The sequence below is a fragment of the Rhizomonospora bruguierae genome, assembly GCF_018397995.1.
In the GTDB taxonomy this organism is placed as follows: Bacteria; Actinomycetota; Actinomycetes; order Mycobacteriales; family Micromonosporaceae; genus Rhizomonospora; species Rhizomonospora bruguierae.
Genome location: NZ_BBQH01000010.1, coordinates 80,096 through 105,635, shown reverse-complemented (window position 1 = coordinate 105,635; position 25,540 = coordinate 80,096). Strand labels below are relative to the sequence as shown.

Annotated in this window: 25 protein-coding genes and 1 pseudogene; 17 read left to right on the top strand and 9 right to left on the bottom strand. The window is 74.4% G+C overall.

Going from position 1 to position 25,540, the window contains the following annotated elements:
* From KJS59_RS00530 to KJS59_RS00520, 3 genes are all read right to left on the bottom strand, one after another.
* Window positions 1-911 (bottom strand): DUF3866 family protein (locus KJS59_RS00530; protein ID WP_249713753.1); only part of this gene is annotated, 911 nt, incomplete at its 3' end.
* Between the two features lie 10 nt (window positions 912-921).
* A complete protein-coding gene (locus KJS59_RS00525) occupies window positions 922-1,917 on the bottom strand; it encodes a cation diffusion facilitator family transporter (RefSeq protein ID WP_213450182.1) in 996 nt (331 codons plus the stop codon).
* A gap of 109 nt (window positions 1,918-2,026) precedes the next feature.
* Window positions 2,027-3,283 carry a S1 family peptidase gene (locus KJS59_RS00520; RefSeq protein ID WP_213450181.1) on the bottom strand — a complete coding sequence of 419 codons (1,257 nt, stop codon included), beginning with the start codon at window positions 3,281-3,283 and terminating at the stop codon, window positions 2,027-2,029.
* Window positions 3,284-3,478: 195 nt separating this feature from the next.
* Here KJS59_RS00520 and KJS59_RS00515 point away from each other — a divergent pair, with 195 nt between their 5' ends.
* The 6 genes from KJS59_RS00515 (at window position 3,479) to KJS59_RS00490 (ending at window position 8,004) form a co-directional block, all read left to right on the top strand.
* Window positions 3,479-4,474, top strand: a complete 996-nt coding sequence (locus KJS59_RS00515; RefSeq protein WP_213450180.1) for a helix-turn-helix transcriptional regulator — start codon at window positions 3,479-3,481, stop codon at window positions 4,472-4,474.
* Window positions 4,471-5,427 carry a helix-turn-helix transcriptional regulator gene (locus tag KJS59_RS00510; RefSeq protein WP_213450179.1) on the top strand — a complete coding sequence of 319 codons (957 nt, stop codon included), beginning with the start codon at window positions 4,471-4,473 and terminating at the stop codon, window positions 5,425-5,427. The genes KJS59_RS00515 and KJS59_RS00510 overlap by 4 nt, the downstream gene beginning before the upstream one ends.
* A 49-nt stretch (window positions 5,428-5,476) precedes the next feature.
* On the top strand, window positions 5,477-5,707 hold the full coding sequence (locus KJS59_RS00505) for a hypothetical protein (RefSeq protein WP_213450178.1): 231 nt from the start codon (window positions 5,477-5,479) through the stop codon (window positions 5,705-5,707).
* A 110-nt stretch (window positions 5,708-5,817) separates the two neighbouring features.
* Window positions 5,818-6,084: a Sec-independent protein translocase subunit TatA gene (tatA, locus tag KJS59_RS00500; RefSeq protein ID WP_213450177.1), complete on the top strand. Its 267-nt coding sequence runs from the start codon at window positions 5,818-5,820 to the stop codon at window positions 6,082-6,084.
* Window positions 6,085-6,112: 28 nt separating this feature from the next.
* A complete protein-coding gene (tatC, locus tag KJS59_RS00495; RefSeq protein WP_249713752.1) occupies window positions 6,113-7,084 on the top strand; it encodes a twin-arginine translocase subunit TatC in 972 nt (323 codons plus the stop codon).
* Between the two features lie 8 nt (window positions 7,085-7,092).
* A complete protein-coding gene (locus tag KJS59_RS00490; RefSeq protein WP_249713751.1) occupies window positions 7,093-8,004 on the top strand; it encodes a diacylglycerol kinase family protein in 912 nt (303 codons plus the stop codon).
* A 66-nt stretch (window positions 8,005-8,070) separates the two neighbouring features.
* Here KJS59_RS00490 and KJS59_RS00485 read toward each other — a convergent pair whose 3' ends face one another.
* The gene (locus tag KJS59_RS00485; protein ID WP_376771101.1) at window positions 8,071-8,802 is read right to left on the bottom strand and encodes an HAD family hydrolase; all 732 of its coding nucleotides are present in this window, start codon (window positions 8,800-8,802) and stop codon (window positions 8,071-8,073) included.
* 142 nt (window positions 8,803-8,944) lie between these two features.
* On the opposite strand from KJS59_RS00485, the gene KJS59_RS00480 reads away from it, so the two are divergent.
* Window positions 8,945-11,710 (top strand): DEAD/DEAH box helicase, encoded by a 2,766-nt coding sequence (locus KJS59_RS00480; RefSeq protein WP_213450175.1) that lies wholly within the window; start codon window positions 8,945-8,947, stop codon window positions 11,708-11,710.
* Window positions 11,711-11,736: 26 nt separating this feature from the next.
* On the opposite strand, the gene KJS59_RS00475 is transcribed toward KJS59_RS00480, so the two are convergent.
* Window positions 11,737-12,669: a 5'-3' exonuclease gene (locus KJS59_RS00475; protein WP_249713750.1), complete on the bottom strand. Its 933-nt coding sequence runs from the start codon at window positions 12,667-12,669 to the stop codon at window positions 11,737-11,739.
* Between the two features lie 139 nt (window positions 12,670-12,808).
* On the opposite strand from KJS59_RS00475, the gene KJS59_RS00470 reads away from it, so the two are divergent.
* The 5 genes from KJS59_RS00470 to KJS59_RS00450 all read left to right on the top strand — a co-directional run bounded on the left by KJS59_RS00470 (window position 12,809) and on the right by KJS59_RS00450 (window position 19,423).
* Window positions 12,809-14,026 (top strand): glycosyltransferase, encoded by a 1,218-nt coding sequence (locus KJS59_RS00470; protein ID WP_213450173.1) that lies wholly within the window; start codon window positions 12,809-12,811, stop codon window positions 14,024-14,026.
* Window positions 14,019-15,473 (top strand): lipopolysaccharide biosynthesis protein, encoded by a 1,455-nt coding sequence (locus KJS59_RS00465; protein WP_213450172.1) that lies wholly within the window; start codon window positions 14,019-14,021, stop codon window positions 15,471-15,473. The genes KJS59_RS00470 and KJS59_RS00465 overlap by 8 nt, the downstream gene beginning before the upstream one ends.
* Before the next feature lie 758 nt (window positions 15,474-16,231).
* Window positions 16,232-17,524 carry an extracellular solute-binding protein gene (locus tag KJS59_RS00460; RefSeq protein WP_213450171.1) on the top strand — a complete coding sequence of 431 codons (1,293 nt, stop codon included), beginning with the start codon at window positions 16,232-16,234 and terminating at the stop codon, window positions 17,522-17,524.
* A gap of 40 nt (window positions 17,525-17,564) precedes the next feature.
* On the top strand, window positions 17,565-18,557 hold the full coding sequence (locus tag KJS59_RS00455) for a carbohydrate ABC transporter permease (protein ID WP_213450170.1): 993 nt from the start codon (window positions 17,565-17,567) through the stop codon (window positions 18,555-18,557).
* The gene (locus tag KJS59_RS00450) at window positions 18,554-19,423 is read left to right on the top strand and encodes a carbohydrate ABC transporter permease (protein ID WP_213450169.1); all 870 of its coding nucleotides are present in this window, start codon (window positions 18,554-18,556) and stop codon (window positions 19,421-19,423) included. Before KJS59_RS00455 ends, KJS59_RS00450 begins: the two co-directional genes overlap by 4 nt.
* Before the next feature lie 129 nt (window positions 19,424-19,552).
* On the opposite strand, the gene KJS59_RS00445 is transcribed toward KJS59_RS00450, so the two are convergent.
* Window positions 19,553-20,005, bottom strand: coding sequence for a MaoC family dehydratase (locus KJS59_RS00445; RefSeq protein ID WP_213450168.1), 453 nt, complete (start codon window positions 20,003-20,005; stop codon window positions 19,553-19,555).
* Between the two features lie 62 nt (window positions 20,006-20,067).
* Entirely contained in the window at window positions 20,068-20,934 is an 867-nt protein-coding gene (locus KJS59_RS00440) for an NAD(P)H-binding protein (RefSeq protein WP_213450167.1), read from the bottom strand.
* Here KJS59_RS00440 and KJS59_RS31970 point away from each other — a divergent pair.
* Window positions 20,864-21,604 (top strand): annotated as a pseudogene (locus tag KJS59_RS31970) (ATP-binding protein); the annotation flags it as partial. The gene KJS59_RS00440 and the pseudogene KJS59_RS31970 sit on opposite strands and share 71 nt — an antisense overlap.
* A 35-nt stretch (window positions 21,605-21,639) precedes the next feature.
* Here KJS59_RS31970 and KJS59_RS30780 read toward each other — a convergent pair.
* Window positions 21,640-22,119 (bottom strand): hypothetical protein, encoded by a 480-nt coding sequence (locus KJS59_RS30780; protein WP_249713793.1) that lies wholly within the window; start codon window positions 22,117-22,119, stop codon window positions 21,640-21,642.
* A gap of 215 nt (window positions 22,120-22,334) precedes the next feature.
* Here KJS59_RS30780 and KJS59_RS30775 point away from each other — a divergent pair, with 215 nt between their 5' ends.
* The 3 genes from KJS59_RS30775 to KJS59_RS00430 are packed head-to-tail and all read left to right on the top strand — an operon-like array spanning window position 22,335 to window position 24,530.
* Window positions 22,335-23,498 carry an ATP-binding protein gene (locus tag KJS59_RS30775; RefSeq protein WP_249713792.1) on the top strand — a complete coding sequence of 388 codons (1,164 nt, stop codon included), beginning with the start codon at window positions 22,335-22,337 and terminating at the stop codon, window positions 23,496-23,498.
* Window positions 23,381-23,902, top strand: coding sequence for a helix-turn-helix transcriptional regulator (locus KJS59_RS30770; RefSeq protein WP_249713749.1), 522 nt, complete (start codon window positions 23,381-23,383; stop codon window positions 23,900-23,902). The genes KJS59_RS30775 and KJS59_RS30770 overlap by 118 nt, the downstream gene beginning before the upstream one ends.
* A 19-nt stretch (window positions 23,903-23,921) precedes the next feature.
* On the top strand, window positions 23,922-24,530 hold the full coding sequence (locus KJS59_RS00430; protein WP_213450166.1) for a hypothetical protein: 609 nt from the start codon (window positions 23,922-23,924) through the stop codon (window positions 24,528-24,530).
* A 157-nt stretch (window positions 24,531-24,687) separates the two neighbouring features.
* On the opposite strand, the gene KJS59_RS00425 is transcribed toward KJS59_RS00430, so the two are convergent.
* Window positions 24,688-24,864 carry a hypothetical protein gene (locus KJS59_RS00425; protein ID WP_213450165.1) on the bottom strand — a complete coding sequence of 59 codons (177 nt, stop codon included), beginning with the start codon at window positions 24,862-24,864 and terminating at the stop codon, window positions 24,688-24,690.
* A 31-nt stretch (window positions 24,865-24,895) separates the two neighbouring features.
* Here KJS59_RS00425 and KJS59_RS00420 point away from each other — a divergent pair, with 31 nt between their 5' ends.
* Window positions 24,896-25,534 (top strand): hypothetical protein, encoded by a 639-nt coding sequence (locus KJS59_RS00420; RefSeq protein WP_213450164.1) that lies wholly within the window; start codon window positions 24,896-24,898, stop codon window positions 25,532-25,534.
* Window positions 25,535-25,540: the final 6 nt, after the last annotated feature.

Genomic DNA, 25,540 nt, shown 5'->3' with positions numbered 1-25,540 from the left:
GGAGCGAGCGCCCCCGCCACCTCGGCGGCCAGATCCTCCGGGAGGCCGCCGGGAACGACCAGTTCGGCGGGGGCGAGCGCGACCCGGCCGTACGCGGTGAGGCTGTGGTGGGAGACGCCGCGGTGGCGGGGGCGGGGGTCGCTGGCCGAGATGCGCAGCGCGCCGATCGGCCGCCCACCCAGGGTGTGCGCCGCGTTGACGGTCTCGCCGGCGCCGACCCCCGAGAAGCCCCACCGGGTACCCGTGCCCAGGTTGCCCGGCCCCTGGGTGACCACGGCGACGTCGGCGCCGAGGACGTGGCGGGCGGCGAGCAGTCCCATGTGCACCGTGGTCGCCTCCAGGTCGCCGCCGAACGCCTGGCCGACGGTGACCGTGCCGGCCAGCGTGCCGGCGAGGGCGTCCAGGGTGCGGGAAAACCAGGCCGGCAGCGCCCCGCCGTCGGTCATCACGTACGCGACCCGGGCCGTGGGGCGCTCGGCCAGCACGCCGGCCAGGACCGCCGGGAGGGCGGAGTGCAGGTCCGCGGCGACCACCGGCAGGCCGGCCAGGTCGTCGGCGTCGGCGAGCGCCGCGTGGTGCTCGGAGGCGGGCTCGTCGACGCCGAGCACGATCGGTTGCAGCGGCGTGTACCGGGCCTTGACCAGGTGGCCGGCGTCCCGGTGCGCGGGGCGGGGCGGGTCCGGGGGCAGGCGGTCGGGCAGCGCGACCACCAGGGCGTAACCGCCGGTGCCCAGGCCCAGCGCCAGCGCGCCGGCGTTGAGCAGCACCCGGTCGCCGACGGCCGGCTCGCCGACCAGGTCGGGGTGGGCCAGCGCGCGCAGTGGCCGGCCCGCCACCTCGGCGGTCAGTTCCAGGGCACCGCGCCACCGGCGGCCGAGCGCGGTCACCAGCCCGTCCCGCCAGAGAATCATGGCCACGACGTTAACGCCTCCGGGTCGACGGGCCCCGGGTCGGGTCCAGGAACAGGTACTTGATGCCGGGGTAGCGTTCGGTCAGCCGCCGCTCCGCCTCGTCCGCGGCGGCCTCGATGTCCGCGCCGGTGGCGTCGTCGGCGAAGTCCACCCGGGCGGCGACCAGGATCTCGTCCGGGCCCAGTTGCATGGTGAGCAGGGTGCCGACCCGGTCCACGGTCGGCACGCCGGACAGATCCTCGTGGATGCGCCGGTACACCGCCTTCGGTACCGCCCGGCCGACCAGCAGCGACACGTTCGTGTGGGTCAGGATCCCCGCGACGACCAGCAGCAGCACGCCGATCGCGATGGAGGCGGCGCCGTCGTAGAACCGGCTGCCGGTGAGCTCGGTCAGGGCCAGGCCGGCGGCGGCCAGGGTCAGGCCGATCAGGGCGGCGGTGTCCTCGAGGAACACCGCCTTCACCGCGGTGTCCGCGGTGAGCCGCAGGAACCGCCGCGGCGTGGTGGACCAGCGCGCCGCGGCGGAGCGCACCTGCCGCAGCGCCCGGGTCAGCGAGACGCACTCGATGACGAAGGAGATCGCCAGCACGACGTACGCGACGAGGAAGCTGCCGACCTCCTCGCCGTACCGGATGGTGTCGTACCCGTGCAGGAAGGAGTATCCGGCGCCGGCGGCGAACAGCGAGATCGCGGCGAACAGCGCCCAGACGTACCGCTCCTTGCCGTACCCGAACGGGTGCCGGTCGTCCGGCGGCTTCGCGCCCCGGCGCAGCGCGGTGAACAGCAGGACCTCGGTGACCGTGTCGGCCACCGAGTGCGCCGACTCGGACAGCATCGCGGCCGAGCCGGACATCAGGCCGGCGACCGCCTTGGCGGCGGCGATCGCGAGGTTGGCCAGGCCGGCGATGATGACGGTGCCGAGGCTCTCCTCGCCGCCGCCCGCCGCGCCCTCCCCGGTAGCCGGTTCCTCGGGCGTGAGGTCCGCGCGGCCGGTGTCGGAGGGCACGGCCCGAGCCTAAGTCCCGCCGGGCGCGGGCGCCCGGCACATACGGCACCGGCGGTGGGTCCGGGCGCCTCCCATCGCCCGTCCCACCGCCGGCTTTCCTCGTGACCGGCTACCGCGTCTCGACCGTCAGGCCCCACAGCGGGGCGACCGTCGGGAGCGGGCTGAACCACGACCGGCTACCGCCCTGGTCGCCGTGGCAGCCGGTGTCGCTGCGGCTGTGGATGCCGTACGCCACCCGGTAGGTGGAGGAGCCCAGCCAGTACCAGCCGCCGCCGCTGTCGCCCGGGCAGGCGTCCAGCCCGTCGACCCGCACCATGCCGCGCACCGAGGCGTCGCTGGTGCTGCCGACGGTGCCGCACAGGTTCGAGGTCGCGCCCGGGTCGGGGTAGTTGGCGGCCAGGCAGACCACGTCGCCGACCCAGATGTAGCTCAGGGTGGGGGCCACGTAGTTCACCGACAGGGTCTGGTAGATCTCGCCGCCCGCGTCGTAGGCGAACCACGAGTTGTCGACCCGGATGATGCCGGCGTCGTAGGCGCCCGAGTCGATCGACGAGGTCATCGGGCCAATGGACTGCCCGCCGGTGCCCCAGGTGGCGCTGCCGCTGTTGCAGTGCCCGGCGGTGTACACGTACCGCTGGTTGGACGAGGTGCGTGCGGTGAACCCGACCGAGCAGATGTACCCGGACGAGCCGTACCAGAGCATCGAGCCGGCGCGGATCGTGTAGTCGCAGGCGTTCCGGCTGGTGCAGCCCGCGTCCTCCTCGGTGCTGATCCCCGGGTCGGCGGCGAGGGCGACGCCGGCCGGCGCGGATGCCCGGAGCCCGGCCAGCCGGCCGGCGGGCAGCGCGGCGACCACTCGGTTGCCCGGCACGTCGATGCCGACCTGGCCGCGGGCGGCCTGGCTCAGCGCACCGGTACCCCGGCGCAGCGCGTCGGCCTGGCGCTGGAGGTCGGCGTAGCTGTGCTTGACCCGGTGGGTGGACACCGGGACGCCGACCGAGCGCCCGGCGTCCGCGGCCTTCGCCTCCGCGGCCGCGGAGGTCACCGCGAGGTGCAGCACCCCGCCGCGCGGGTCGAACCAGGCGCCGCCGAACGTGTCGCCGGCCACCCGCTCGTACACGGCCTTGCGCTGTCGCTGCTGGGCGTACGCGGCGCGGGCCTGCGCCTCGGTCAGCCCCGGGTAGTTCGTCAGGTACGCCTTGATCGCGGCGGCCTCCAGAGTGGCGGCCGAGGCGTCAGCGCCCGGTGCGGGCGCCGGCTTCGCGGTGGGTGCGGCGTTGGCCGGCACCCCGTTGACCAGCACGGCGGCCAGGGCCGCCGTGCCGACCAGGGTGGTGACGGTCCGCTTCCAACCGATCGGTCCCATCAATGGGTCTCCTCCCCAGGAACCACCAGGCCCGGTTGCCTGGCGCCGATGAGCATGACCCAGTGGATACGGCGAGTCGCGGCTAGTGACTAATAGGTGACCGAATGTATCTGAGTCGCTACCGGCGCCTCGGTGACCCGAACGGGTCCCGTGCCGCATACGCACAGGCGTACCAATGGCTGCTAGGTTCGGTTGGTGTCCCGCATCCGGACCGAACGCCTGGTCAACCTGGTGATCTGCCTGCTCGCCACGCGACGGTTCCTGACCGCCGCGCAGATCGCCGCGACCGTGCCCGGGTACGAGCACGACCCGGACGACCCGAAGGACCACGAGGCGTTCCAGCGCAAATTCGAGCGAGACAAGGCGGAACTGCGCGACCTGGGCGTGCCGCTGGAGACCGGCACCGCCAGCGTGTTCGACGCCGAGCCGGGGTACCGGATCGCGCCGCGGGCGTACGCCCTGCCGGAGATCTCGCTGGCGCCGGACGAGGCGGCGGCCGTCGGCATCGCCGCGCGGCTGTGGCAGCACGCGGGCCTCGCCGCGGCGGCCTCCTCCGGGCTGGCGAAGCTGCGCGCCTCCGGCATCGACCTGGACACCCAGGCCACGCTCGGCGTCGAGCCGGTGGTCACCGTGGACCCGGCGTTCGCCCCGCTCACCGCCGCCGCCCGGGACCGGCGGGCGGTCACGTTCGAGTACCGCCGCCCGGAGGGGGACGCGCCGGACCGGCGCCGCCTCCAGCCGTGGGGCGTGGTGTGCTGGCGCGGGCGCTGGTACGTCGTCGGGCACGACCTGGCCCGGGAGGCGGCCCGCTGCTTCCGGCTGTCCCGGATCGTCGGCCCGGTGAAGGCGACCGGTCCGGCCGGCGCGTACGAGCCGCCGCCGGGCGTGGATCTGATCAGCCACGTCGCGACCTGGTCCGGCCCGGTCGAGCGGACCGGGCGGGCCACCGTGCTGGTGCGCCCCGGGCGCGCCGCCGGGCTGCGCCGGTGGGCCGCCGAGTGCGTGCCGACCCCCGAGGGGGACCGCCTGGTCCTGCCGTACTCGGACGCCGAGGGGGTGGCCGCCGGCATCGTCGGGTACGGCGCGGACGCGCGGGTGCTCGAGCCGCCGGAGGTCCGCGACGCGGTGATCCAACTGCTCAAGGAGGCCGTCGCCCGGCACGAAGCGGCGGATCCGGCGGTGATGACGTGAGCGCCGCCTCGGCGGACCGGCTCGCCCGGCTGCTGAACCTGGTGCCGTACCTGCTGGCCCGGCCCGGCATCGCCGTCGCGGAGGCGGCCGCCGACCTCGGCGTGACCGAGCGCCAGTTGCGCGAGGACCTGGAGTTGCTGTGGGTGTGCGGGCTGCCCGGCTACGGCCCGGGTGACCTGATCGACATGGCCTTCGACGGTGACACCGTCACGATCACCTACGACGCCGGCATGGACCGGCCGCTGCGGCTCACCCCGGACGAGGCGCTCGCGCTGACCGTGGCGCTGCGGATGCTCGCCGAGACGCCCGGCGTCGCGCAGCGGGACGCGATCGAGCGCGCCCTGGCCAAGATCGAGCACGCGGCCGGGGACGTGCCCGGCCCCCAGGTCGCGGTGCGGCTGCCCGGCAACGAGGACCGCCTGGACACCATCCGGGGCGCGGTGCAGCGCGGCCGGGCGCTGGGCATCACGTACTACGCCCGCACCCGGGACGAGACCACCGAGCGGGTGGTCGACCCGATGCGGGTGCTGATGGTGGAGGGGCGCGGGTATCTGGAGGCGTGGTGCCGCCGCGCCGGGGCGGTGCGGCTGTTCCGGGTGGACCGCATCGACGCGTTCGCCGAACTGGACGAGCCGGCCGCCCCGCCGCCCCAGGCCCGCCCGAAGGACCTGGGCGCCGGCGTGTTCCGGCCCTCGCCCGAGTTGCCGCTGATCACGCTGCGGGTCGGCCGGCACGCCCGGTGGATCACCGAGTACTACCCGGTGGAGGCGGTGCGGCCCGGTTCGGGCGACGAGTGGATCGTGGAACTGCGGGTCACCGACCTGTCCTGGGGGCGCCGGTTCGTGCTGGGGGTGGGGCCCGGGGTCACCGTGCTCGGCCCGCCGGAACTGGTCGCCAGCGTCCGGGAGCAGGCCGCCGAGGCGCTCGCGGCGTACGCCGCGCCGAACGGGTGAACGCCGGAGAACCCGGCGCGGGCGGCGGTCGTGCCCTAGGGTGTTCGGCGTGGTGTGGTTGATCCTGCTCGGCGGTCTGGTGCTGGGGTTGGTCGTGCTCGCGCTGGCCGCGTGGCCGGTGGTGCGCCGGCTGCCGACGCTGGAGCGTGCCCTGCGCCGCCTGGAGCGCACGGCCGGGCGGGCGCGCGAACTCCAGGCCACCGCGGAGTCCCTGCGGGAGAAGCTGGCCGGCCTGGAGTCCAAGGTCGCCGCGACGCAGCGGGGACGAACTCGTCCTTAACGGCAGGAGCCGGGCGTCGAAACTCCATGATCGGGCCCGGGGGTATGGTGGCGCGGCGCCCCCGCGCACGTACCATGGGCGTCGACACCCTCAGACCAACGGAGTTCCCCATGACTGGCGCTCTCAAGCCGTGGCACATCATCGTCGTCGTGGTCGTGCTGATCCTGCTGTTCGGCGCCAAGCGGCTGCCCGACGCCGCCCGTTCGCTGGGCCGCTCGATGCGGATCATCAAGGCGGAGACGGCGGGCCTGCGGGACGACGACAAGGATCTCGCCGAGAAGGCCGACGCCCAGGCCGCCCGGCAGCCGCTGCCCGGCGACAACGAGCCGTCACCCTCGCCGGTGGTCGACCCGGTGGAGCGCGTCAAGGACCGCTGAGCCGGCCTGACCGACCCGCCCCGCCGCGATGAACCTCCTTCCCCGTCGCCGCGCCGCCGGCAGCTTCGAGCGCGCCGCGGACGGCTCGATGACCCTGGTCGAGCACCTGCGCGAACTGCGCAGCCGGCTGTTCAAGGCCAGCCTGGCCGTGGTGGCCGGCCTGGTGGTCGGGGTGTTTTTCGCCCGGCACATCCAGGACTTCCTGAACTCGCCCTACTGCGACTTCCAGCGTGAGCACTGGACCGGGCCGGGAGCGTTCCGCTGCGACTTCAACGCCCGGTCGCCGGTCGACACGTTCCTGCTCCAGTTGCGCATCGGCCTGTACGCGGGCCTGCTGATCGGCTCGCCGATCTGGCTCTACCAGCTGTGGGCGTTCATCGCGCCCGGCCTGCACCGCCGGGAGCGCCGCTACACGTACGCGTTCACCGCCGTGGCCGTCCCGCTGTTCGCGGCGGGCGCGTTCCTGGCCTGGTTCGTCGTCTCCAAGAGCCTGGTCTTCTTCCTCGGCATGAACGACTTCCAGATCAGCATCGACGTCACCGGGTACTTCGACTTCGTCACCGGCGTCATGCTGCTGTTCGGCATCGCGTTCGAGTTCCCCCTCGCGGTGGTGATGCTGAACTTCGCCGGCGTGGTAACCGCCCGCCGGCTGCTCGGCTGGTGGCGCCCGGTCATCTTCCTGACCTTCCTGTTCGCCGCGATCGTCACCCCGACACCGGACCCGTTCGGCATGACCGCGCTGGCCGCCGCGATGGGCCTGCTGTACTTCGGCGCGGTGTTCGTGGCGTACCTGAACGACCGTCGCCGGGCCCGCAAGAACGCCATCTACGCCGGCCTGGACGACGACGAGGTGTCCCCGCTGGAGATGGAGTACGAGCGGGTGGGCGCCGCCGAGCCAATCGGTACCGCCGAGCCGGTCGAGCCGCCGTCGCCGGTCGATCCGCCGGCCCCGATCCAGCGGCCGCGACCGCTCGACGACCGCTACGACGAGACGACCTGACGCCGCCGGTGACGCCGCACGGGCCGGTCGCGGTGCTGGCCAACCCGACCGCCGGCCGGGGTCGCCACGAGGGCCTGCTCCCGGCCGTCCTGGACGCGCTGGGGGCGGCCGGGCGGCCCGTCCGGCTGCTCGACGCCCCGAGCGCCGCCGCGGCGGCGCAGGCCGCCCGCGCGGCGGTCGCGGAGGGCGCCGGGGCGCTGGTCGCCGTCGGCGGCGACGGCACCGTCCACCTCGGGCTCCAGGCCGTCGCCGGTACCGCAGTACCGTTCGGCACCGTGCCGGCGGGCACCGGCAACGACTTCGCCGCCGAGGTGGGGCTGCCCGGCGAGCCGCTCGCCGCCGCCCGGGCGCTGGCGACCGCGCTGCGCGCCGGTACCACCCGGCCGGTGGACCTGGCCGATCTGGCCGGCCCCGGCGGGTACCGCCGCTGGTACGGGGCCGTGCTGGCGGCCGGCTTCGACGCGATCGTGAACGAGCGGGCCAACACGATGCGCTTCCCGCGCGGCCCCCGCCGGTACGACGTGGCGATCGCGCTCGAACTGGCCCGCCTGCGCCCCCGCCGGTACGCCCTGCACCTGGACGGCCAGCGCGCCGACCTGGACGCGGTGCTGGTCGCCGTGGGCAACGGGCCCTGCTACGGCGGCGGCATGCGGATCTGCCCGGCGGCGGACTCGACCGACGGTCTGCTCGACGTGGTGGTCGTTCGCCCGATAAGCCGGACCACGTTCGCCCGGATCAAGCCCCAGGTGTACTTGGGCACCCACGTGAACCACCCGGCGGTGAGCACCTACCGGGCGCGCCGGGTCGGCCTGGCCGCCGAGGGCATCCGGGCGTACGCCGACGGCGAGCGCACCTGCCCGCTCCCGGTGGAGATCACCGCCGTGCCCGGCGCCCTGCGGGTGCTGACCGCTACGGGTTGACGGGCCCAGCGCCGCTGCGGGGCTGGCGGGCGGAGCGCTGCTGCCGGTTGGCCGGTCCGAGCGCCACTATGGCGTGACGAGGCCGAGCACCGCGCCCAGGCCGTTCGGCTCGGCCGGGTCGGCCGCGGGCAGCACCAGCGCCGGGCAGCCGACCCGTACGGCGCCGGCGTCGGCCGGGGTGTCGCCGACCATCAGCGCCCGCTCCGGCGGTACCCCGAGGGCGGCGCACGCCCGCAGGAAGATCATCGGGTCCGGCTTGCAGGCGCCCACCTCGTACGAGAGCACGTATTCGTCGACCGCGTCGGCCAGCCCCCAGGCGTCGAACAGCGGCCGGATGTCGAAGCCGATGTTGCTCACCACCGCGACCCGGACGCCGGCCGCGCGCAGCGCCTTCAGCGTCGGTGCCGTATCCGGGTACACCGCCCAGCCTTCGGGGCGCAGCAGCCGGTCGTACAGCGCCTCCGGCAGGCCCGGCACGCCGGCGCCGACCGTCTCCGCCAGCCCCACGTACGCCGCCCGGTGGCAGTGCTCGAACAGGTCCCGGTCCGTCCAGACCTCGGCCAGGTGCGGCGGTACCCGTCCCGGCACCGGGCCGCCCGCCCGCCCTGCGGTCACCAGGCGGTCGGCGAGGTGGGTGGCGCGGATCCGGTCCAGGTCGACACCCACCTCGGCGGCCGCCGCGAGCACCCACTCCACCGCCGGCTCCACCTGCGCCAGGGTGCCGTGGAAGTCGAACAGGACGGCGTCCCGGCGCGGCCGGGGGTCGGGCGTACGGGGCGGATCCGCATTGTCCGGCACGACGTGCACCATACCGACCCGGGCACCGGGCGCTCCGGCGTGGTCCGCCCACCGCGGGTGACCGGCCAGCGTGCGGGCGGCGGGGTCGCCGGGAGCCGGCAGGGCCGCCAGATCCGGAAGGGGAATGGAATAGCCTAGCCGTATGAGTTCCCCCGCCGAGCGGTACGCCGCGGCCCGCCGGCGGGCCGCCCAGGCCGCCGCGTACCCCGCGCTCGACGAGTTCGCCGCGGACCTGGGCTTCGACCTGGACGACTTCCAGCGCGAGGCGTGCCAGTCCCTGGAGCGGGGCAGCGGGGTGCTCGTCTGCGCGCCGACCGGCGCCGGCAAGACCGTGGTCGGCGAGTTCGCGGTGCACCTGGCGCTGCGCGCCAGCGGCGACGGCCGGCCCCGCAAGTGCTTCTACACCACGCCGATCAAGGCGCTGTCGAACCAGAAGTTCCACGACCTGGTGGACCGGTACGGCGCCGCCAGGGTCGGCCTGCTGACCGGCGACAACGCCATCAACGCCGACGCCCCGGTGGTGGTCATGACCACCGAGGTGCTGCGCAACATGCTGTACGCCCGCTCCGCCGCCCTGGGCGGGCTGTCCTACGTGGTGATGGACGAGGTGCACTACCTCGCGGACCGGTTCCGCGGCGCCGTCTGGGAGGAGGTGATCATTCACCTGCCGGCCAGCGTCACGCTCGTCTCGCTGTCCGCCACGGTCTCCAACGCCGAGGAGTTCGCCGACTGGCTGGTCACCGTGCGCGGCGAGACCGCCGTGGTGGTCAGCGAGCACCGCCCGGTGCCGCTGTGGCAGCACATGCTGGTGGGCCGGCGGATGTTCGACCTGTTCCACGACGCGGACGCGGCCCGCAAGCACGACGTGCACCCGGAACTGCTGCGGTACACCCGGGAGCTGGTCCGCCGCCTGGACGTGGACACCGGCGGGGGCCGCGTCGGCCGCCCACCCCGCGGGCGCCGCTGGCCGGTGCCGCTGCGCCCCGAGATCGTGGACCGGCTGGACCGGGAGGGCCTGCTGCCGGCCATCCTGTTCGTGTTCAGCCGCGCCGGCTGCGACGCCGCCGTCCAGCAGTGCCTCGCCGCCGGGCTGCGCCTGACCAGCCCCGAGGAGCGGCTGGAGATCCGCACCCTGGTCGAGTCCCGGACCGAGGCGATCCCGAACGAGGACCTCGGCGCGCTCGGGTACTGGGAGTGGCTGGACGGCCTGGAGCGGGGGCTCGCGGCGCACCACGCCGGCATGCTCCCCGCGTTCAAGGAGGTCGTCGAGGAGCTGTTCGTGCGCGGCCTGGTCAAGGCCGTGTTCGCCACCGAGACCCTGGCCCTGGGCATCAACATGCCGGCCCGGTGCGTGGTCCTGGAGCGGCTGGTCAAGTTCAACGGCGAGGCGCACGTCGAGCTGACCCCGGGAGAGTACACCCAGCTCACTGGGCGCGCCGGCCGGCGCGGCATCGACGTGGAGGGGCACGCCGTCGTCGTCTGGACGCCCGAGGTGGACCCGCGCCACGTCGCCGGCCTGGCCTCCACCCGCACCTACCCGCTCAAGTCCAGCTTCCGGCCCTCGTACAACATGGCGGTGAACCTGGTCGGCACGGTGGGCTTCGACCGCTCCCGGGAACTGCTCGAGTCCTCCTTCGCCCAGTTCCAGGCGGACCGCTCGGTCGTCGGCCTGGCCCGGCAGGTGCAGCGCAACGGCGAAACGATCGACGCGTACACCGCCGAGATGCGGTGCCACCACGGCGAGTTCGAGGAGTACTTCGCGCTGCGGGTGACCATCGCCGACCGGGAGAAGGCGCTCGCCCGGCAGAACGCCGCCCAGCGCCGCGCCCAGGCGGTGTCGTCGCTGGAGCGGCTGCGGATCGGGGACGTCATCCGCATCCCGTCCGGCCGCCGCGCCGGCCTGGCCGTCGTGCTCGACCCGGACGTCAACGGCTTCGGCGAACCCCGCCCGCTGGTGCTCACCGAGGACCGGTGGGCGGGCCGGGTGCCCGCCACCGACTTCACCGCGCCGGTGGAGCCGCTGGCCCGGGTCCGGGTGCCCCGGCACTTCAACCACCGCTCGCCCGCCGCCCGCCGGGACCTGGCCGCCAGCATGCGCGCCACCGGCGTGGACCGGCACCCCGCCGGCCGGCGCGCGGGCCGGTCCCGCGGCACCGGCGAGGACCAGGAACTGCTGGACCTGCGCCGGGCCCTGCGCGCCCACCCGTGCCACGCCTGCCCGGAGCGCGAGGAGCACGCCCGCTGGGCGGAGCGCCGCCAGCGCCTCCAGCGCGACACCGACACGCTCAAGGATCGCGTCGCGGGGCGCACCGGGTCGCTGGCCCGCACCTTCGACCGGGTGTGCGCGCTGCTGACCGACCGCGGCTACCTCAGCCCCGAGGGTGAGGTCACCCCCGCCGGGCGCATGCTCTCCCGGATCTGGACCGAGGCGGACCTGCTCGTCGCCGAGTGCCTGCGCCGGGGCGCCTGGGACGGCCTGGCCTCCGCCGAACTCGCCGCCGCCGCCTCCACGGTGCTGTACGAGGCGCGCCGGGAGACCGACGAGCGCGCCTCGCTGCCCCGCGGGCCGGTCTCCGAGGCCGTCGAGGCCACCCTGAAGACCTGGGCCGACCTGGAGGCCGACGAGGCGCGCCGGGGGCTGGACCTCACCCGCGAACCCGACCTCGGCTTCGCCTGGCCGATCTACCGGTGGGCCCGCGGCGAACCGCTGGCCAAGGTGCTCGCCAGCGGCCACACGGTCGACGGCGACATGCCGGCGGGCGACTTCGTCCGCTGGGCCCGCCAGGTCGTCGACCTGCTCGGCCAGCTCGCCGAGGCCGGCGCGGCGTCGCCCGGCCTCCGGGAGACCGCCCGGGCCGCGATGACCGCCATCAACCGCGGCGTCCTGGCCTACCACGCCATCGGCTGACCCGGCCCGGGCAGACCGGGCCGGAGCTAGGCGGCGGCGGACATCGCGTCGACGAGGCGGCGGCAGGGGCCGGCGACGTTCCACCGCTCCGCGAGGTCGAGCAGGCGGTCCGGGTCGGCCGGGCAGGCGGGCAGGGTGGTGTCGATGGCCGGCAGGTCCAGGTCGCGGGCGACCCGCACGACCGGGCCGGCGGCCACCAGGTAGTCGCGCGCCGCGGCGAGCTTGGTGCGCAGCCCGGGGGCGAAGTCGGAGCCGCGGTCGCCGGAGTTGTGAGCGTCCAGGGCGGCCAGGAGGTTCTCCAGGGTGCCGTAGCGGGAGATGAGGCGGGCGGCGCTCTTCTCCCCGACACCGGGGACGCCGGGCAGCCCGTCGCTGGGATCGCCGCGCAGCGCCGCGAAGTCGGCGTAGGCCGCGCCGGGGATCCCGTACTTGGCCCGGACCGCCGCGTCGTCGCAGGGCTCCAGCTTGGCCACGCCCCGGCCGCAGTACAGCAGGCGGACCGGCTTGGCGTCGTCGACGAGCTGGAACAGATCCCGGTCGCCGGAGGCGATCTCCACCGGACCGGGTTCCGTGGTGGCGAGGGTGCCCAGCACGTCGTCCGCCTCGTGGTCCTCGGCGCCGGCCGTGGCGATGCCGGCGGCGCCCAGCAGGTCCAGGATGACGGGGATCTGCGGCACCAGCGGATCCGGCACCGTCTCGCCGCCGTCGGGCGCCACCCGGTGCGCCTTGTACGACGGGATCAGCGCCACCCGCCAGGACGGCCGCCACGCGAAGTCCAGGGCGCAGACCAGCCGGTCCGGCCGGCGGGTGCGGACCAGCGTGGCCAGCATGTCCAGGCAGCCGCGGACGGCGTTGACCGGGCTGCCGTCCGGCGCCTTGGCGGCTGACTCGGGGATGCCGAAGAACGCCCGGAAGTACAGGCTGGGGGTGTCCACGAGCAGAATCGGTCGGTCGCTCACCGGACAAGGGTGGCACACCGGTGCGACGGTGCCGCCCGGTGAAGTCCCGGTGTCGTACCGGCAACCGCCGTATGAAAGCTCCGTACACAGCCGTGTACCCGCTGTCACCGGACCCGGTACGGCTCCTATCCTCGGCGCCGTGACCGCACCGACGCTGCGTACGCATCCCGCGAAGCCCCCGGCACCGACCCGCCCCCGGCGGGTGGGCATGGTGGTGGTCAGCGAGTACGAGTCGGACCCCCGGGTGCGCCGCCAGGCCGAGGCGCTGGCCGCCCGCGGGGACGACGTGACCGTGCTGGCCCTGCACGCCGCCGGCCGGCCCGAGACGGACACCGTGGACGGCGTCCGCGTGGTCCACCTGCCGGTGCGCAAGTACCGGGGCAGTTCGGCGAAGGCGTACCTGTCGCTGTACGGCGGGTTCGGCGCCCGCGCGGCGGCCTGGCTGGCCCGGCGCCCGCGCACGTTCGACGTGCTCCAGGCGCACTCGATGCCCGAAGCGCTGGTGTTCACCGCCGCCGTGCAGCGCCTGGCGGGGGTCCCGGTGCTGCTGGACGTGCACGACCTGACGTCGCGGCTGTTCGCGTCGAAGTTCGCGCGGCGCCCCCGGGTGCTCGCCGGCGTGCGGGCCACGGAGACGGCCTCGCTGCGGTTCGCCTCCGAGGTGCTGACCGTGCACGACCCGTACGCGGACCAGCTGCGCGAGCGGACCCGACGGCCCGTGACCGTGGTGATGAACTGCCCCGACGAGCGGCTGTTCGCCCCCGGCGAGCCCCGCTCGTGGGACCCGGCCGGCGAGGTCGTGTTCAGCTACCACGGCCTGATCGCGCCCCGGCATGGCCTGGCCAACGCCGCCGCCGCCCTGGCCCGGCTCCGCCCCGAGCTGCCCGGTGCCCGCCTCCAGGTGCGGGGCAGCGGCGACGGGCTGGACGAACTGCGGGCCACGGTGGGCGAACTGGGGCTGGCCGACGCCGTCGACCTGCCCGAGCGGCTGTACCCGATCACCGACATCCCGGCCGAACTGCGCCGCGTCCACCTCGGCCTGGTGCCCAGCCAGCGGGACCCGTGGACCGACGAGGTGCTCCCGACCAAGCTGCTCGAGTACGCCGCGATCGGCGTCCCGGTCATCACCTTCCGGAACCCGGTCATCGAGCGCTACTTCCCCGCGGACTCGGTCAGCTACGTCGACCCGGCCAGCCCGGAGAACCTGTACCGGGCGATGCTGGACCTGGCGCGCGACCCGGAACGGGCGCTGCGGCAGGCCCGCCGGGCGGACGAGGTGATGGCGACGCTGCGCTGGGGCGCCCAGAAGCACCGCTACTTCGAGGTGATCGACCGCCTCGCCGGTCGGCGTGACTGATACCGCGACCGCGACCACGGCGCCCGCCCGCGCCGGGATCGTGCGTTCCGGTCTGCTGTCCATGGCCGCCCTGGCGGCGCTGGGCGTCACCCGGCTCCTGCACGGCGTGCTGGTCAGCCACGCCACCGACCGGGAGACCTACGGACTGGTCGGCACGCTGATCGCGGTCACCACCATCGCCAGCCTGCTGCTGCCCGCCGGGGTCGCCAGCGCCGCGTCCCGGTACATCCCGTTCCACCACGGGCGCGCGGACCCCGCGGCGGCCCGCGGTGCGGACCGGGTGCTGGCACGCGCCGGGCTGGCCGGCGGCGCGCTGCTCGCGCTCGGCGCCGCCGCGGGGGCCACCGCCGCGTTCCACCTCGGCGCCGTGGACGCGGCGCAGGTCGCCGCGCTCTGCTTCGCCTTCTGCGTCTACAGCGTCCAGAAGGCCATCCTGTACGGGTACGGCCTGGTGCCCGCGTACACGCGGCTGGAGTTGGCGGGATCGGCGGTCTCGCTGCTGGCCACGGCGGCGGTCGTGGCGGCCGGCTCGCGGCTCTACCTGCTCCCGCTGGCCACCGGGTACGCGCTGTTCGCCGCCGGCGGCTGGTGGGCGCTGCGCCCGGCGCGACGCGGCCAGCGCCGCCCGCCCGCGCTTGCCGAGCGCCGCGACATCGCCGCCTACGTCGGCCTGGCCTGCCTGGGCACGTTCTGCTCGATGGGGTTCCTCCAGGGCACCCAACTCCTGGCGCAGCGCTTCACCGCACCGGCCGAGGTGGCGTACTTCGCGGCCGCGGTCACGCTGGTCGCCCCCGCGTACTTCCTGCCCCGCGCGCTGGGCCTGGTGCTGTTCCCGGCGATGGCCCGCGCGCACGGCGCCGGCGACCTGGCCGACGTGCGCCGGCAGGCGGACCTGTCCACCCGCGCCCTGCTGGCGCTGCCCGCCCCGGCGTTCGCCGCCGCGCTGGTCCTGGCCCCGCAGGTGCTGTCCGTGTACGGAGGTGCCGGGTACGCCGAGGGCGCGCCGGTCCTGCGGCTGATCCTGGCGGCCACGTATCTCGCCGTGGTGGCCGTACCGGCGGTGAACGCCCTGTCGAGCGGCGAGCACGTGCGGATCCCGGTGCTCTGCGCGGTCGCCGGCTGCCTCACCGGCCTTGGCGTGGTGGCCGCGCTCGGCGGCCCGCTGGGAGCGCGCGGCGTCGCGTTGGGGTACCTGGCGGGCACCGTGGTCACGGCGGGCGGCCCGGTGGTGATCGCCTGGCGGCGCCACGGGCTGCACTGGACGGGCCCGGCGGGCCGGGCGCTGGCCGTGCTGGCCGGCGGGCTCCTGCTGGCGCCCCTGGGGAGCGGGCTTCCCGCGCCGGCCGCCATTACCGCGGCGCTGGCCGCCGGGGCGCTCAGCGCCGCGATCCTCCGTCCCGACCTGGCCACCCTGCTCGCCGCCGCCCGCGCCGCCCGCGCCCGCTGACCCCCGCCCTCGCCCGCGCTCGCTGACGGCGGCGCCTGCTCGCTGACGGCGTCGCGGGCCGCTGGGATCCCGGCGCGACTGGAGCAGCGCCCGCCGCAGCGGCGGGGTTCCGCCCGCTCGCAGGTCGCCACGGGGCCTTTGCGCGCCGGCGTCTCGTCGCGCCATTCGACGTTCCACGGCCGGCCGCCGCCGGACCGGCCTGCCTGGCTCTGTCCCAGGTGCTTTTGCTCGTATTTTGGCGCCGCGATCGTGGACTTGGGGTGGGTGCGAAGCGGTCAGAAGCGCGCCAATCCGGGCGCCACAAGGCAATTCGGCGAGCGGGGAGCGCGTGCGGGAGGTCCGATTCGGGTGCTTGGTGCCCGTCGCGCCGGATCGCCGGGTGGCCTCGGTCGATCACGGGCAGCGGGTGGGACGGAGCGCCGTGGCCGGGGGTTTTGGGTATACGGTGGGTTCCAACGACATCGACGAATAGCAAAGTTTGTGGGGTCCGGGGCTGCGTCGACGCCGCTCGCCGCACCGGCAAGGTTCCGGAGCAAGTTTTCGGGGATTTTCCGAAACTAAATCGGGAAGCGTGCTCCGAGCCTAGATCGAGATAACCGTTGCTATGCAGCCACGCCGCAGGTCTTGACCTTCGGGTCACGTGGTCGTAACGTGCGGCCATCGAACCAGCTTTTCGATACTCAGCCGGATGTTTCGGTACCACCACCGAGCGGCCGATCCCGGGCGCTCCGACCCGCATGCCCGCTGAAGGGACAGCTATGACGACCCGTATCTCTCGCCGATCGCTCCTGGGCCTGGCCGGGGCCGGCGTCGGCGCCATGGCGCTCGGCGCCTGCGGCTCCGACGACGACTCGGGCAGCAGTGGCGGCAAGGCCACCATCGACTGGTGGCACATCTCCAACACGGATCCGCTGCTGTCGGTCTGGGCCAACCTGGCCAAGGACTACATGACCGCGCACCCGGACGTGACCATCAAGATCACGCCGCTGGAGAACGAGGCGTTCAAGGCCAAGCTGACCACGGTCACCCAGTCCGGCAAGGCGCCCAGCCTGTTCAGCTCCTGGGGCGGCGGCGTGCTCCGCCAGCAGGTCGAGGCCGGCCTGGTCAAGGACATCACCAACGACATCTCGTCCTGGGTGAGCAACATTTCGGCCGTGCCGCTGAAGTACTACCAGGTGGACGGCAAGCAGTACGCGCTGCCGTTCGACAACGGCATGGTCGGGTTCTGGTACAACAAGGAGCTGTTCGGCAAGGCCAACATCTCCGCCCCGCCGAAGACCTGGGCCGAGTTCCTGGATGACGTGCGCAAGCTCAAGGCCGCGGGCATCACGCCCATCGCCTTGGCCGGCAAGGAGAAGTGGCCCGCCCACTTCTACTTCTCCTACCTGGCCCTGCGGGTCGGCGGCATGAACGCGCTGGAGGAGGCGAACGCGGCCAAGGACTTCAACCGCCCCGCCATCCTGCAGGCCGGTCAGCACCTCAAGGAGTTGGTCGACCTCCAGCCGTTCCAGAAGGGCTTCCTCGCCGCCACCTACCCGAACCCGGACGGCCAGGCCGCCGCGATGGGCAACGGCAAGGCCGCGATGGAGCTCATGGGCCAGTGGGGGCCGGAGACCGAGGCCGCGTTCTCGACCGACAAGAAGGGCCAGGGCGAGAAGATCGGCTTCTTCCCGTTCCCCGCGGTCGAGGGCGGCGCCGGCAAGATCACCGACGTGTTCGGTGGCGGCAACGGGTTCGCGGTGGGCGCCACGGCCCCGGCGCAGACCGTCGACTTCCTCAAGTTCCTGCTGGAGGCGGACAGCCAGCGCAAGTGCGCCGCGACCAACTCGATCATCCCGGTCGCCAAGGGTGCCGAGGACGCGCTCACCGACCCGAACCAGAAGGTCGTGGCGCAGACCGTCACCGACGCCACCGGCTTCCAGCTGTACCTTGACCAGGCGTGGGCGCCGGCCATCGGCACGCAGGTCAACGACAGCGTCGCCGCCCTGGTCGCCGGCAAGGCGACGCCCGAGCAGGTTGCGAGTGCCATCACCGATGCAGCGAAGCGATAGCGACCGGGCTGGCACGGCCCAGGGGGAGCCGGCGGAGCCGATGAGCGGCCCGCCGGCCACCCGCACCCGGACCGCGGTGGCGCCGGCCCGCGCGCCGCGCCCCCGCCGGTCCGCCGGCGCCCGCCAGGGCCGCGGCTGGCCGACGATCGCCGTGTTCATGGCCCCGGCCCTGATCCTGTTCGTCGCCGTGGTCATCGGCCCGATCCTGCTGGCCGCCTACACCAGCCTGTTCAAGTGGAACGGGTTCGGTGGCCTGCCGAAGGACTTCATCGGGCTGGACAACTTCCGGCGGCTGATCGACGACGACGTCTTCATCGGCGACCTGTGGCGCGGGTTGATCCTGATCCTGCTGTCCGTCTTCGTGCAGCTGCCGGTTGCGCTGGGCCTGGCGCTCCTACTCAACCAGAAGATCCGCGGCCGGGCCGTGTACCGGGTGATGTTCTTCGCCCCGTACGTGCTGTCCGAGGTGATCACCGCCGTGCTGTTCACGATGGTGCTGTCGCCCGAGGTCGGCCTGGCGAACAACGTGCTGGAGAAGGTCGGCCTCGGCAGCCTGGCCACCGAGTGGCTGTCCGACCCGGCGACCGTGCTGTACGCGGTGTTCGTCGTGATCACGTGGAAGTACTTCGGCTTCTACATGATCCTGTTCCTGGCCGCCCGGCAGAGCATCCCCAACGAACTCACCGAGGCGGCCTCGGTGGACGGCGCCGACGCCTGGCGGACGTTCCGGCACGTGACCCTGCCGCTGCTCGGCCCGACCATCCGGATCGCGGTCTTCCTGTCGGTCATCGGCACGATCCAGTTGTTCGACGCCGTCTGGGTGCTGACCGGCGGCGGCCCGGTGAACGCCTCCGAGACCATGGCGATCACCATGTTCCAGTACGGCTTCCGCCGCTACGAGGTCGGCTACGCGAGCGCGATCAGCATGGCGATGTTCCTCATCAGCCTGGTCTTCGCGCTGCTGTACCAGCGCTTCGTCCTGCGCCGCGACATGGAAGGTGCGATCACGGTAGTGAGGACTACGAGGGCATGAGCACGAGAACCCTGGCACCGGCGGTCCGCCGGCGGCCACGGCGGCGCAGCCCGGCGGTCACCGCCCTGCTGCACGCCATCTGCATCCTCATCGGCCTGGCCATCATCGTGCCGATCATCTACGGGGCGCTCGGCGGCTTCAAGGACAACGGGCAGCTCGCCAACACCCCGTTCGGGCTGCCGCACCCCTGGGTGCCCAGCAACTACACCGACATCCTCGCGTCGTCCTCGTTCTGGCGGCAGCTCGGCAACAGCCTGCTGATCGCCATCGCCACGACGGTGCTCGTGGTCGGGGTCTCGGCCATGGCGGCGTTCGTGTTCGCCCGGTTCGCCTTCCGCGGGCGGGAGTTCTTCTTCACCCTCTTCGCGATGGGGCTGATGTTCCCGTTCGCGGTGGCGATCCTCCCGCTGTTCATTCTGCTGCGCACCACCGGCCTGCTCGGTAACCCGCTCGGCGTGATCCTCCCGCAGGCCGCGTTCGGCCTGCCGATCACCATCATCGTGCTGCGCGGCTTCTTCCGGGAGATCCCGCACGAGATCGAGGAAGCGGCCACGGTCGACGGCTGCACGCCGTTCGGCTTCTTCTGGAAGATCCTGCTGCCGATGGCCCGCCCCGCGCTGGCCACGGTCAGCGTGCTGGCCATCGTGGCGAGCTGGAACAACTTCCTGCTGCCGCTGGTCGTCTTCAACGAACCGAGCTGGTGGACACTCCCCCTGGGCGTGCAGCAGTTCCAGGGCCAGTACGCCAGCGACACGGCGCGGATCCTGGCGTACGTGGTGCTCGCGATGATCCCCGCCCTGGCGCTGTACTCCGTCGCCGAGCGCCAGCTCATCGGCGGACTCACCGCCGGCGCCACCAAGGGCTGACCGAGGGGCTGACTCCGGCGGGGATGGACCGACACCCGTCCCCGCCGGCCCGGGTTCCGGCCCGCGACCGGGCTGTCCTATATGGGCGATGCGCCCACTCGGCGGCGCAGCCGCCCGTGCCCGCGGGAATCAGACGTAGACGCGGCTGAGCGTGTTCGCGACGCAGACCGGCTTGGTGCCGCCCTCGCACTCGACCGTCACCTCGGCGTGGACCTGCACGCCGCCGGCCACCGGGTCGACCCGCGCCAACAGGAAGCCCCCACGGACCCGGCTGCCGGTGGGCAGCGGGGCGGGGAAGCGGACCCGGTCCAGCCCGTAGTTGACGCCCATCCGGGCGCCCTCCACCCGGTAGACCTCCCGGGCCAGCATCGGCAGCAGCGACAGGGTGAGGAAGCCGTGCGCCACCGTGCCACCGAACGGACCCTGCCGGGCCCGCTCCGGGTCCACGTGGATCCACTGCGGGTCCTCGGTGACCTCGGCGAACGCGGTGACCCGCGCCTGGTCGACCGGGTGCCAGTCGCTGTACCCGAGGTGCTCGCCGGCGGCGGCGGTCAGCGCCTCGATGGAGTCGAAGATGCGCACCCGGGCATGGTAGTAACCACCGGTGTCGTGCCTGGCGGCGGCATGCGCGAGCGGCCGGCGGATCAGGCGGGCTGCCGCCTGCGCAGCGCCGCGGCCACCGACTCGGCCAGCGGGGTCGTGGGCCGGGCGAGCAGCGTGCTCAGGTGGCCGGTGTCGGTGGCCAGGTCGCCCGCCGCGATCGCCCGGTCGGAGGCCGCCAACACCCGGGCGTAGTCGGCGGACAGCCCCGCGCCGGTCAGCGCCGCCGCGTACTCGTCGACCGGTAGATCCTGGTACGCGACCTTGGTGAAGCCCTGGCGGCTGACCTCGTCGGCCAGTTCGGCCATCGTGAACGGGTGGTCGGCGGCGAGTTCGTAGACGTCCGCTGGCGCGTCGGCCGTCAGGACCGCCGCCGCGGCGCCCGCGTAGTCCGCCCGGGGCGCGGCGCCCACCCGACCGTCGCCGGCCGCGCCGAGCAGCACGCCGTTGGCCAGGGCAGGCGCCAGGTTCTCGGTGTAGTTCTCCACGTACCAGGCGTTGCGCAGGAACGTGTGCGGCAGCCCGGTGGCGGCGATGTACTCCTCGGTCGCCCGGTGCTCGGCGGCCAGCGGGACGCTCGACGTGTCCGCCTTGAGGATGCTCGTGTACGCCAGGAACCGCACCCCGGCCGCCACGGCGGCGTCGACCACGGCGCTGTGCTGCGCCAGGCGCCGGCCCACCTCGCTGCCGGAGACGAGCAGCAACCGGTCGGTGCCGGCCAGCGCCGCGGGCAGGGATTCGGGCTCGTCGTAGTTCGCGTAGCGCACCTGCACGCCCCGCTCGGCCAGGTGGGCGGCGCGCCTCGGGCTGCGCACGGCGGCGACGATCTCGCCGGCCGCGATGCCCGAGTCCAGCAGCGCTTCGACGGTGAGCCGGCCCAGGTTGCCGGTCGCGGCGGTCACGGTGATCATGTTGAGCTCCCCTCTGCGTGCCCCCACATGGTCGATCTATCGCCGTTCTGCCCGGACGGGATGCCCCGCCCGGGCGGAGACAGTCCGCCGATTTCGACCGGCTGGGAACATGGTCGCCCACGTCACCGCCGCCCGCCCGGTACAGCGGCTTCACCATCCCGGCGGCGACATGCGCGAGACTCCTGGTGCCCATTGTTGCGTGAATCCGCGCGCGGCCCGGGCGTCGTACCCTGGCTGCGTGCGGATCACGCGTGGGGGAGCCAGTCCGATCATGATCGGGCGGGACCGTGAGCTGCGCCAGTTGCTGGGGCTCGCGGCCGGGGCCGGGCCGCGGGTGGCCGTGGTGGCGGGGGAGCCCGGCGTGGGCAAGACCCGGCTGATCCAGGAGTTCCTGGCCGGCCTGCCGGCGGGGACGCTGGCGCTGGTCGGGCACGCGGAGCCGGGATCGCTGGCGCGGCCGTACGAGGTGCTGCTGGACGCGCTGGACGGGCGCGAGGGGGTCGACGACGCGCTGCTCGCGGCGCTCGCGGACCCGGCGCGCAGCCCGGTGGAGCGGCTGCACGCGAGCCTGGCGCTGCTGGCCGGGATCGTCGGGGAGCGGCCGGCGGTGATCGTTTTCGAGGACCTGCACTGGGCGGACTCGGAGAGCGCGGCGCTGTTCGAGCGGGTCGCGGAGGGGCCGGGTCCGCGACTGCTGATCGGCACCTACCGACCGGACGAAGTGGATCGGCGGCACCCGCTCGCCGCGCTGCTGGAGCGGCTGGAGCGGCGGCACACCGTGACGAGGGTGGTGCTGGACCGGCTGGGCGAGCCCGACGTGGCGGCGCTGCTGGCCGCGGTGACCGGCCGGCCGGCGCCGTACCGGGCGGTGGCGGCGCTGCACCGGCGCACCGGGGGTAACCCGTTCTTCCTTGAGGAGTTGCTGCGCGGGCACGAGGGCGAGGATCTCGAGTCGCTGGACGAGCGCCCGCTGCCGTGGAGCCTGGCGGAGGTGCTGCGCCGCCAGGTGGACGGGCTGCCCGCCCCGGTGCGCCGGATCGTGGAGGCGGCGGCGGTGCTGGGCCACCGGGTCCCGTTCGACCTGCTGGCGACGGTCACCGGCACGGGCGAGGACGGGCTGATCGCGGCGCTGCGCGAACTGGTGGACCGGGGCGTGCTGACCGAGTCCGGTGAGGATGAGTTCACGTTCCGGCACGCGCTGCTGCGCGAGGCGGTCTGCGACCAGTTGCTCGGCCGGCAGCGGCGGCGGCTGCACGAGGCGGCCCTGGAGGTGCTGCTCGCCGAGGGCGGTTCGGACCCGGCGCTGGTGGCCGGTCACGCGTGCGCGGCGGGCCGGTACGACGACATGGTGGCCGCGGCGCGCCGGGGCGTACCTGTCGATCGGCTCGGCGTACCAGGCGTTGCAGCTGGCCGAGCTGGGCCTGCAGGAGGCGCCGGACGACGTGCCGCTGCTGTCGTCGGCCGCCCGGGCGGCGTGGCTGGCGGGGCTGGTCGACGACGCGCTGCGGTACGGGCGGCGGTGGCGGGACGACGCCGGCACCGCGGCGGGCCGGGCGGAGGCGCTGTACCTGCTGATCCGGCTGGCCTCCGAAGAGGACGAACTGGTCGAGATGGACGCGCTGACCGGCGAGGTGGAGCGGCTGATCGCCGAGCTGAGCCCGGGGGAGGAGCGGGCCCGGGCGATGACCGCGGTGGCGCACTCGCGGGCGCTCAGCGCCCGGACCGACGCCGCGCTGGAGTGGGCGGACCGGGCGATCGCGCTGGCCGAGGAGTTCGGCCTGCCGCGGGTGCGGCTGGCGGCCCTGGTGGAGAAGGGCTCCGCGCTGACCGACCGGACCAGCAGCCACGCCGAGGGTCGCGAGCTGCTGGCCGGTCTGGTCGACGAGGCGGAGAAGCTGGGCGAGTGGGTGCTGGCGGCCCGGGCGCTGAACATCCTGGTCGGTCAGCCGTCCACGGAGTCCACGGCGGAGCAGGCCGAACTGCTGGAGCGGATGCGGCTGGACGCCGAGCGGGCCGGGTTCGAGGCGCTGGCCGTCGCCGCGTACTACCAGGGCCGGGCCCGGCTGGCGATGCGCGCCGGCGATCTCGCGGCCGCGACCGTCGCCCTGGAGCAGGGCCGCGAGCGGGAGCGGGGGTACCAGTACCGGGGCCGCCGGCAGGACTATCACGCGGTCTTCCTGGCCGGCCTGTACCTGGAGGCTGAGGAGCTGGACAAGGTGGCCGCCGTGATCGCGCAGCTGAGCGAGAGCCGGGCCTCGCCCCGTCGATCATTCCGGGGCTGGCGTTCCACCTGGCCTGCCGGCGGGGCGACCGGCCGGCCGCCGAGGGGTTCCTGGCGGAGCTGTTCGCCGGGCTGGCCACCCAGAGCTGGCGCAGCGGCGCGCAGGCGCACGACCTGGTCTCCGCCGCGCTGGCCGCCGGGCTGCCGCTGCCCCGGCTGCTGCGGATGCGCGAGGAGCTGCTCGACGCGGACGTGTGGGTCGACTACCGCCGGCTGGTGGAGGCGCAGCTCGCCGAGGCGCAGGGCGACCACGCCGCCGCGCTGGTGGGGTACCGCGGCGTGACCGGGTCGACCGTGCTGCCGGCGTGCATGCGGGGCACCGCGTACGTCGGTGCGGCCCGCTGCGCGCTGGCGCACGACCACCGGGACGACGCCGTCGAGTACCTGACCGCGGCGGGCGAGCTGCTGGCGAGGTGGTCCGGCTGGCGGGTGAGGCAGCTGGCGGCGGTCCGCGGCCAGCTCGGGCTCGCGCCCCCGGGCGGGGAACGGCCGGTCACCGGCGCCGCGGCGCTGACCCCGCGGGAGCGGGAGGTGGCCCTGCTGGTCGCCGCCGGGCTGACCAACGCCGAGCTGAGCCGCCGGCTGTACATCTCGCCGAAGACCGTGGCCGTGCACGTGTCGAACATCCTGCACAAGCTCGGCATCTCGTCCCGCGGCCAGGTGCGGGACGTGGTACGCGACGCGTAGTTCCCCCACAATGGAGGGCGTGCCGCGACTGACGCGCATGCCGCCCGAGCCACCCGACCGGTATGTGGTGTTCGTCCGGCAGCACCTGGAGCCCTTGCGCTCCGCCGCCGCGGGCATTGTCGGCGCGGACCACCACGCCGACGAACTGTACCCGGAGGTGCTCACCGCCGTCGCCGCCCGCTGGGGCTGGCTGGAACTGCTGCGCACCCGGCTCGGCCGGTGCGACGCCGCGGACAGCTACCTCGGCGAGGCGTTCGCCCGGGAGAGCCAGCGCTGGCGGCGCGGCCAGGTGGGCGACGACGGCCGGGAGACGCTGCCGATGGTGGTGCTGCGCCCCGGCGCCCCACCGCCCCCGTTGCCCCGGCCGTTCGCCGACCCCGAGGGCTTGGCCGCCCCGCCCGCCGCCCGCCGGCGCAGCAGTGCGGCGACGCGGATCGCGCCGTTCCTGCGGGCCGATTCCCGGTCCACTGTGACCCCGCTGGCCGAGGCCGCGCTGGCCTGGTTCCACGCCTACGAGACGCGGCGCCGGCGGCGGCTGACCGCGGTCGTCATCGGCCTGGTGCTGCTGGTGCTGCTCCTGCTCCGGCTCGCCCACTACCCGGACGCCCTGGCCCTCGCCCGGCGCTGACCCCCGCCCCGGCGCCGGCCGACGTGGACGCCACGGAGTTCGGGGAACCAGCGGGTGGGCGAGCGGCCCTGCCCGGGTACCGGCCGACCGCTCGCGCTGGGCCAGGCGGGCGGTGACGCTCCACCCCGGACTGCCGCGCTCGTCGTGGCGCGGGCGGTCACCGCTCCGGACTGATCGGCGCCGGCGGCTCGGCCTCGGCGGCCCGCGCCAGCAGCCGTTCGCGGATCTGTTCGGGGGTGTAGGCCCGGCGCCGCCGCTCCGCCCGCACGATCACCACCCCGGTCGCCGCGACGCCCACGACACCGGCCAGCCCGATCACCTTCCACCACCGCATCGCCACAGCGTAGTACCGGTACCGTGAGCGGATGCCCGCAACCACGATCGGCCTCGACGAGGCGGTGGAGCTGACCCGCACCGGCGACCTGTGGGTGTTCCGCGGCCGATCCATGCCGGACCGGGCCATCCAGCTCACCACGAACAGCCCGGTCAACCACGTCGGCATGGCGGTGACCATCGAGGACATGCCGCCCCTCATGTGGCACGCCGAACTGGGCCGGTCGCTGCCCGACCTGTGGTCCGGCGCCCACCAGCGGGGCGTCCAACTGCACGACCTGCGGGCCGCGGTGCTGGTCTGGGCCCGCCGGTACGGGCAGCGGGCCTGGCTGCGCCAGCTTGACCGGCCGGTCAGCCGGGAGCAGGAGGACGCGCTGCTGCGCACCATCGCCCGGCTGGACGGCACGCCGTTCCCCTCCACGGCCCAGTTGGCCCTGCGCTGGCTGCGCGGGCGCGTCCCGGCCGGACTGGCCCGCACCCGGGAGGAGAATCTGGAGACCGCCTACTGCGCGGAGGTCGTGGCCGTCACGTACCAGGCGATGGGCCTGCTGCCGGCCGGCCGGCGCCCCCACTGGTACGACCCGGGGCGGTTCTGGAGCGGCGACGAGCTGGCCTTCACCGGTGGCTTCCGGCTCGGCGAGGAGATCGCCGTGGAGATCCCGCCGGGGTAGGGCAGA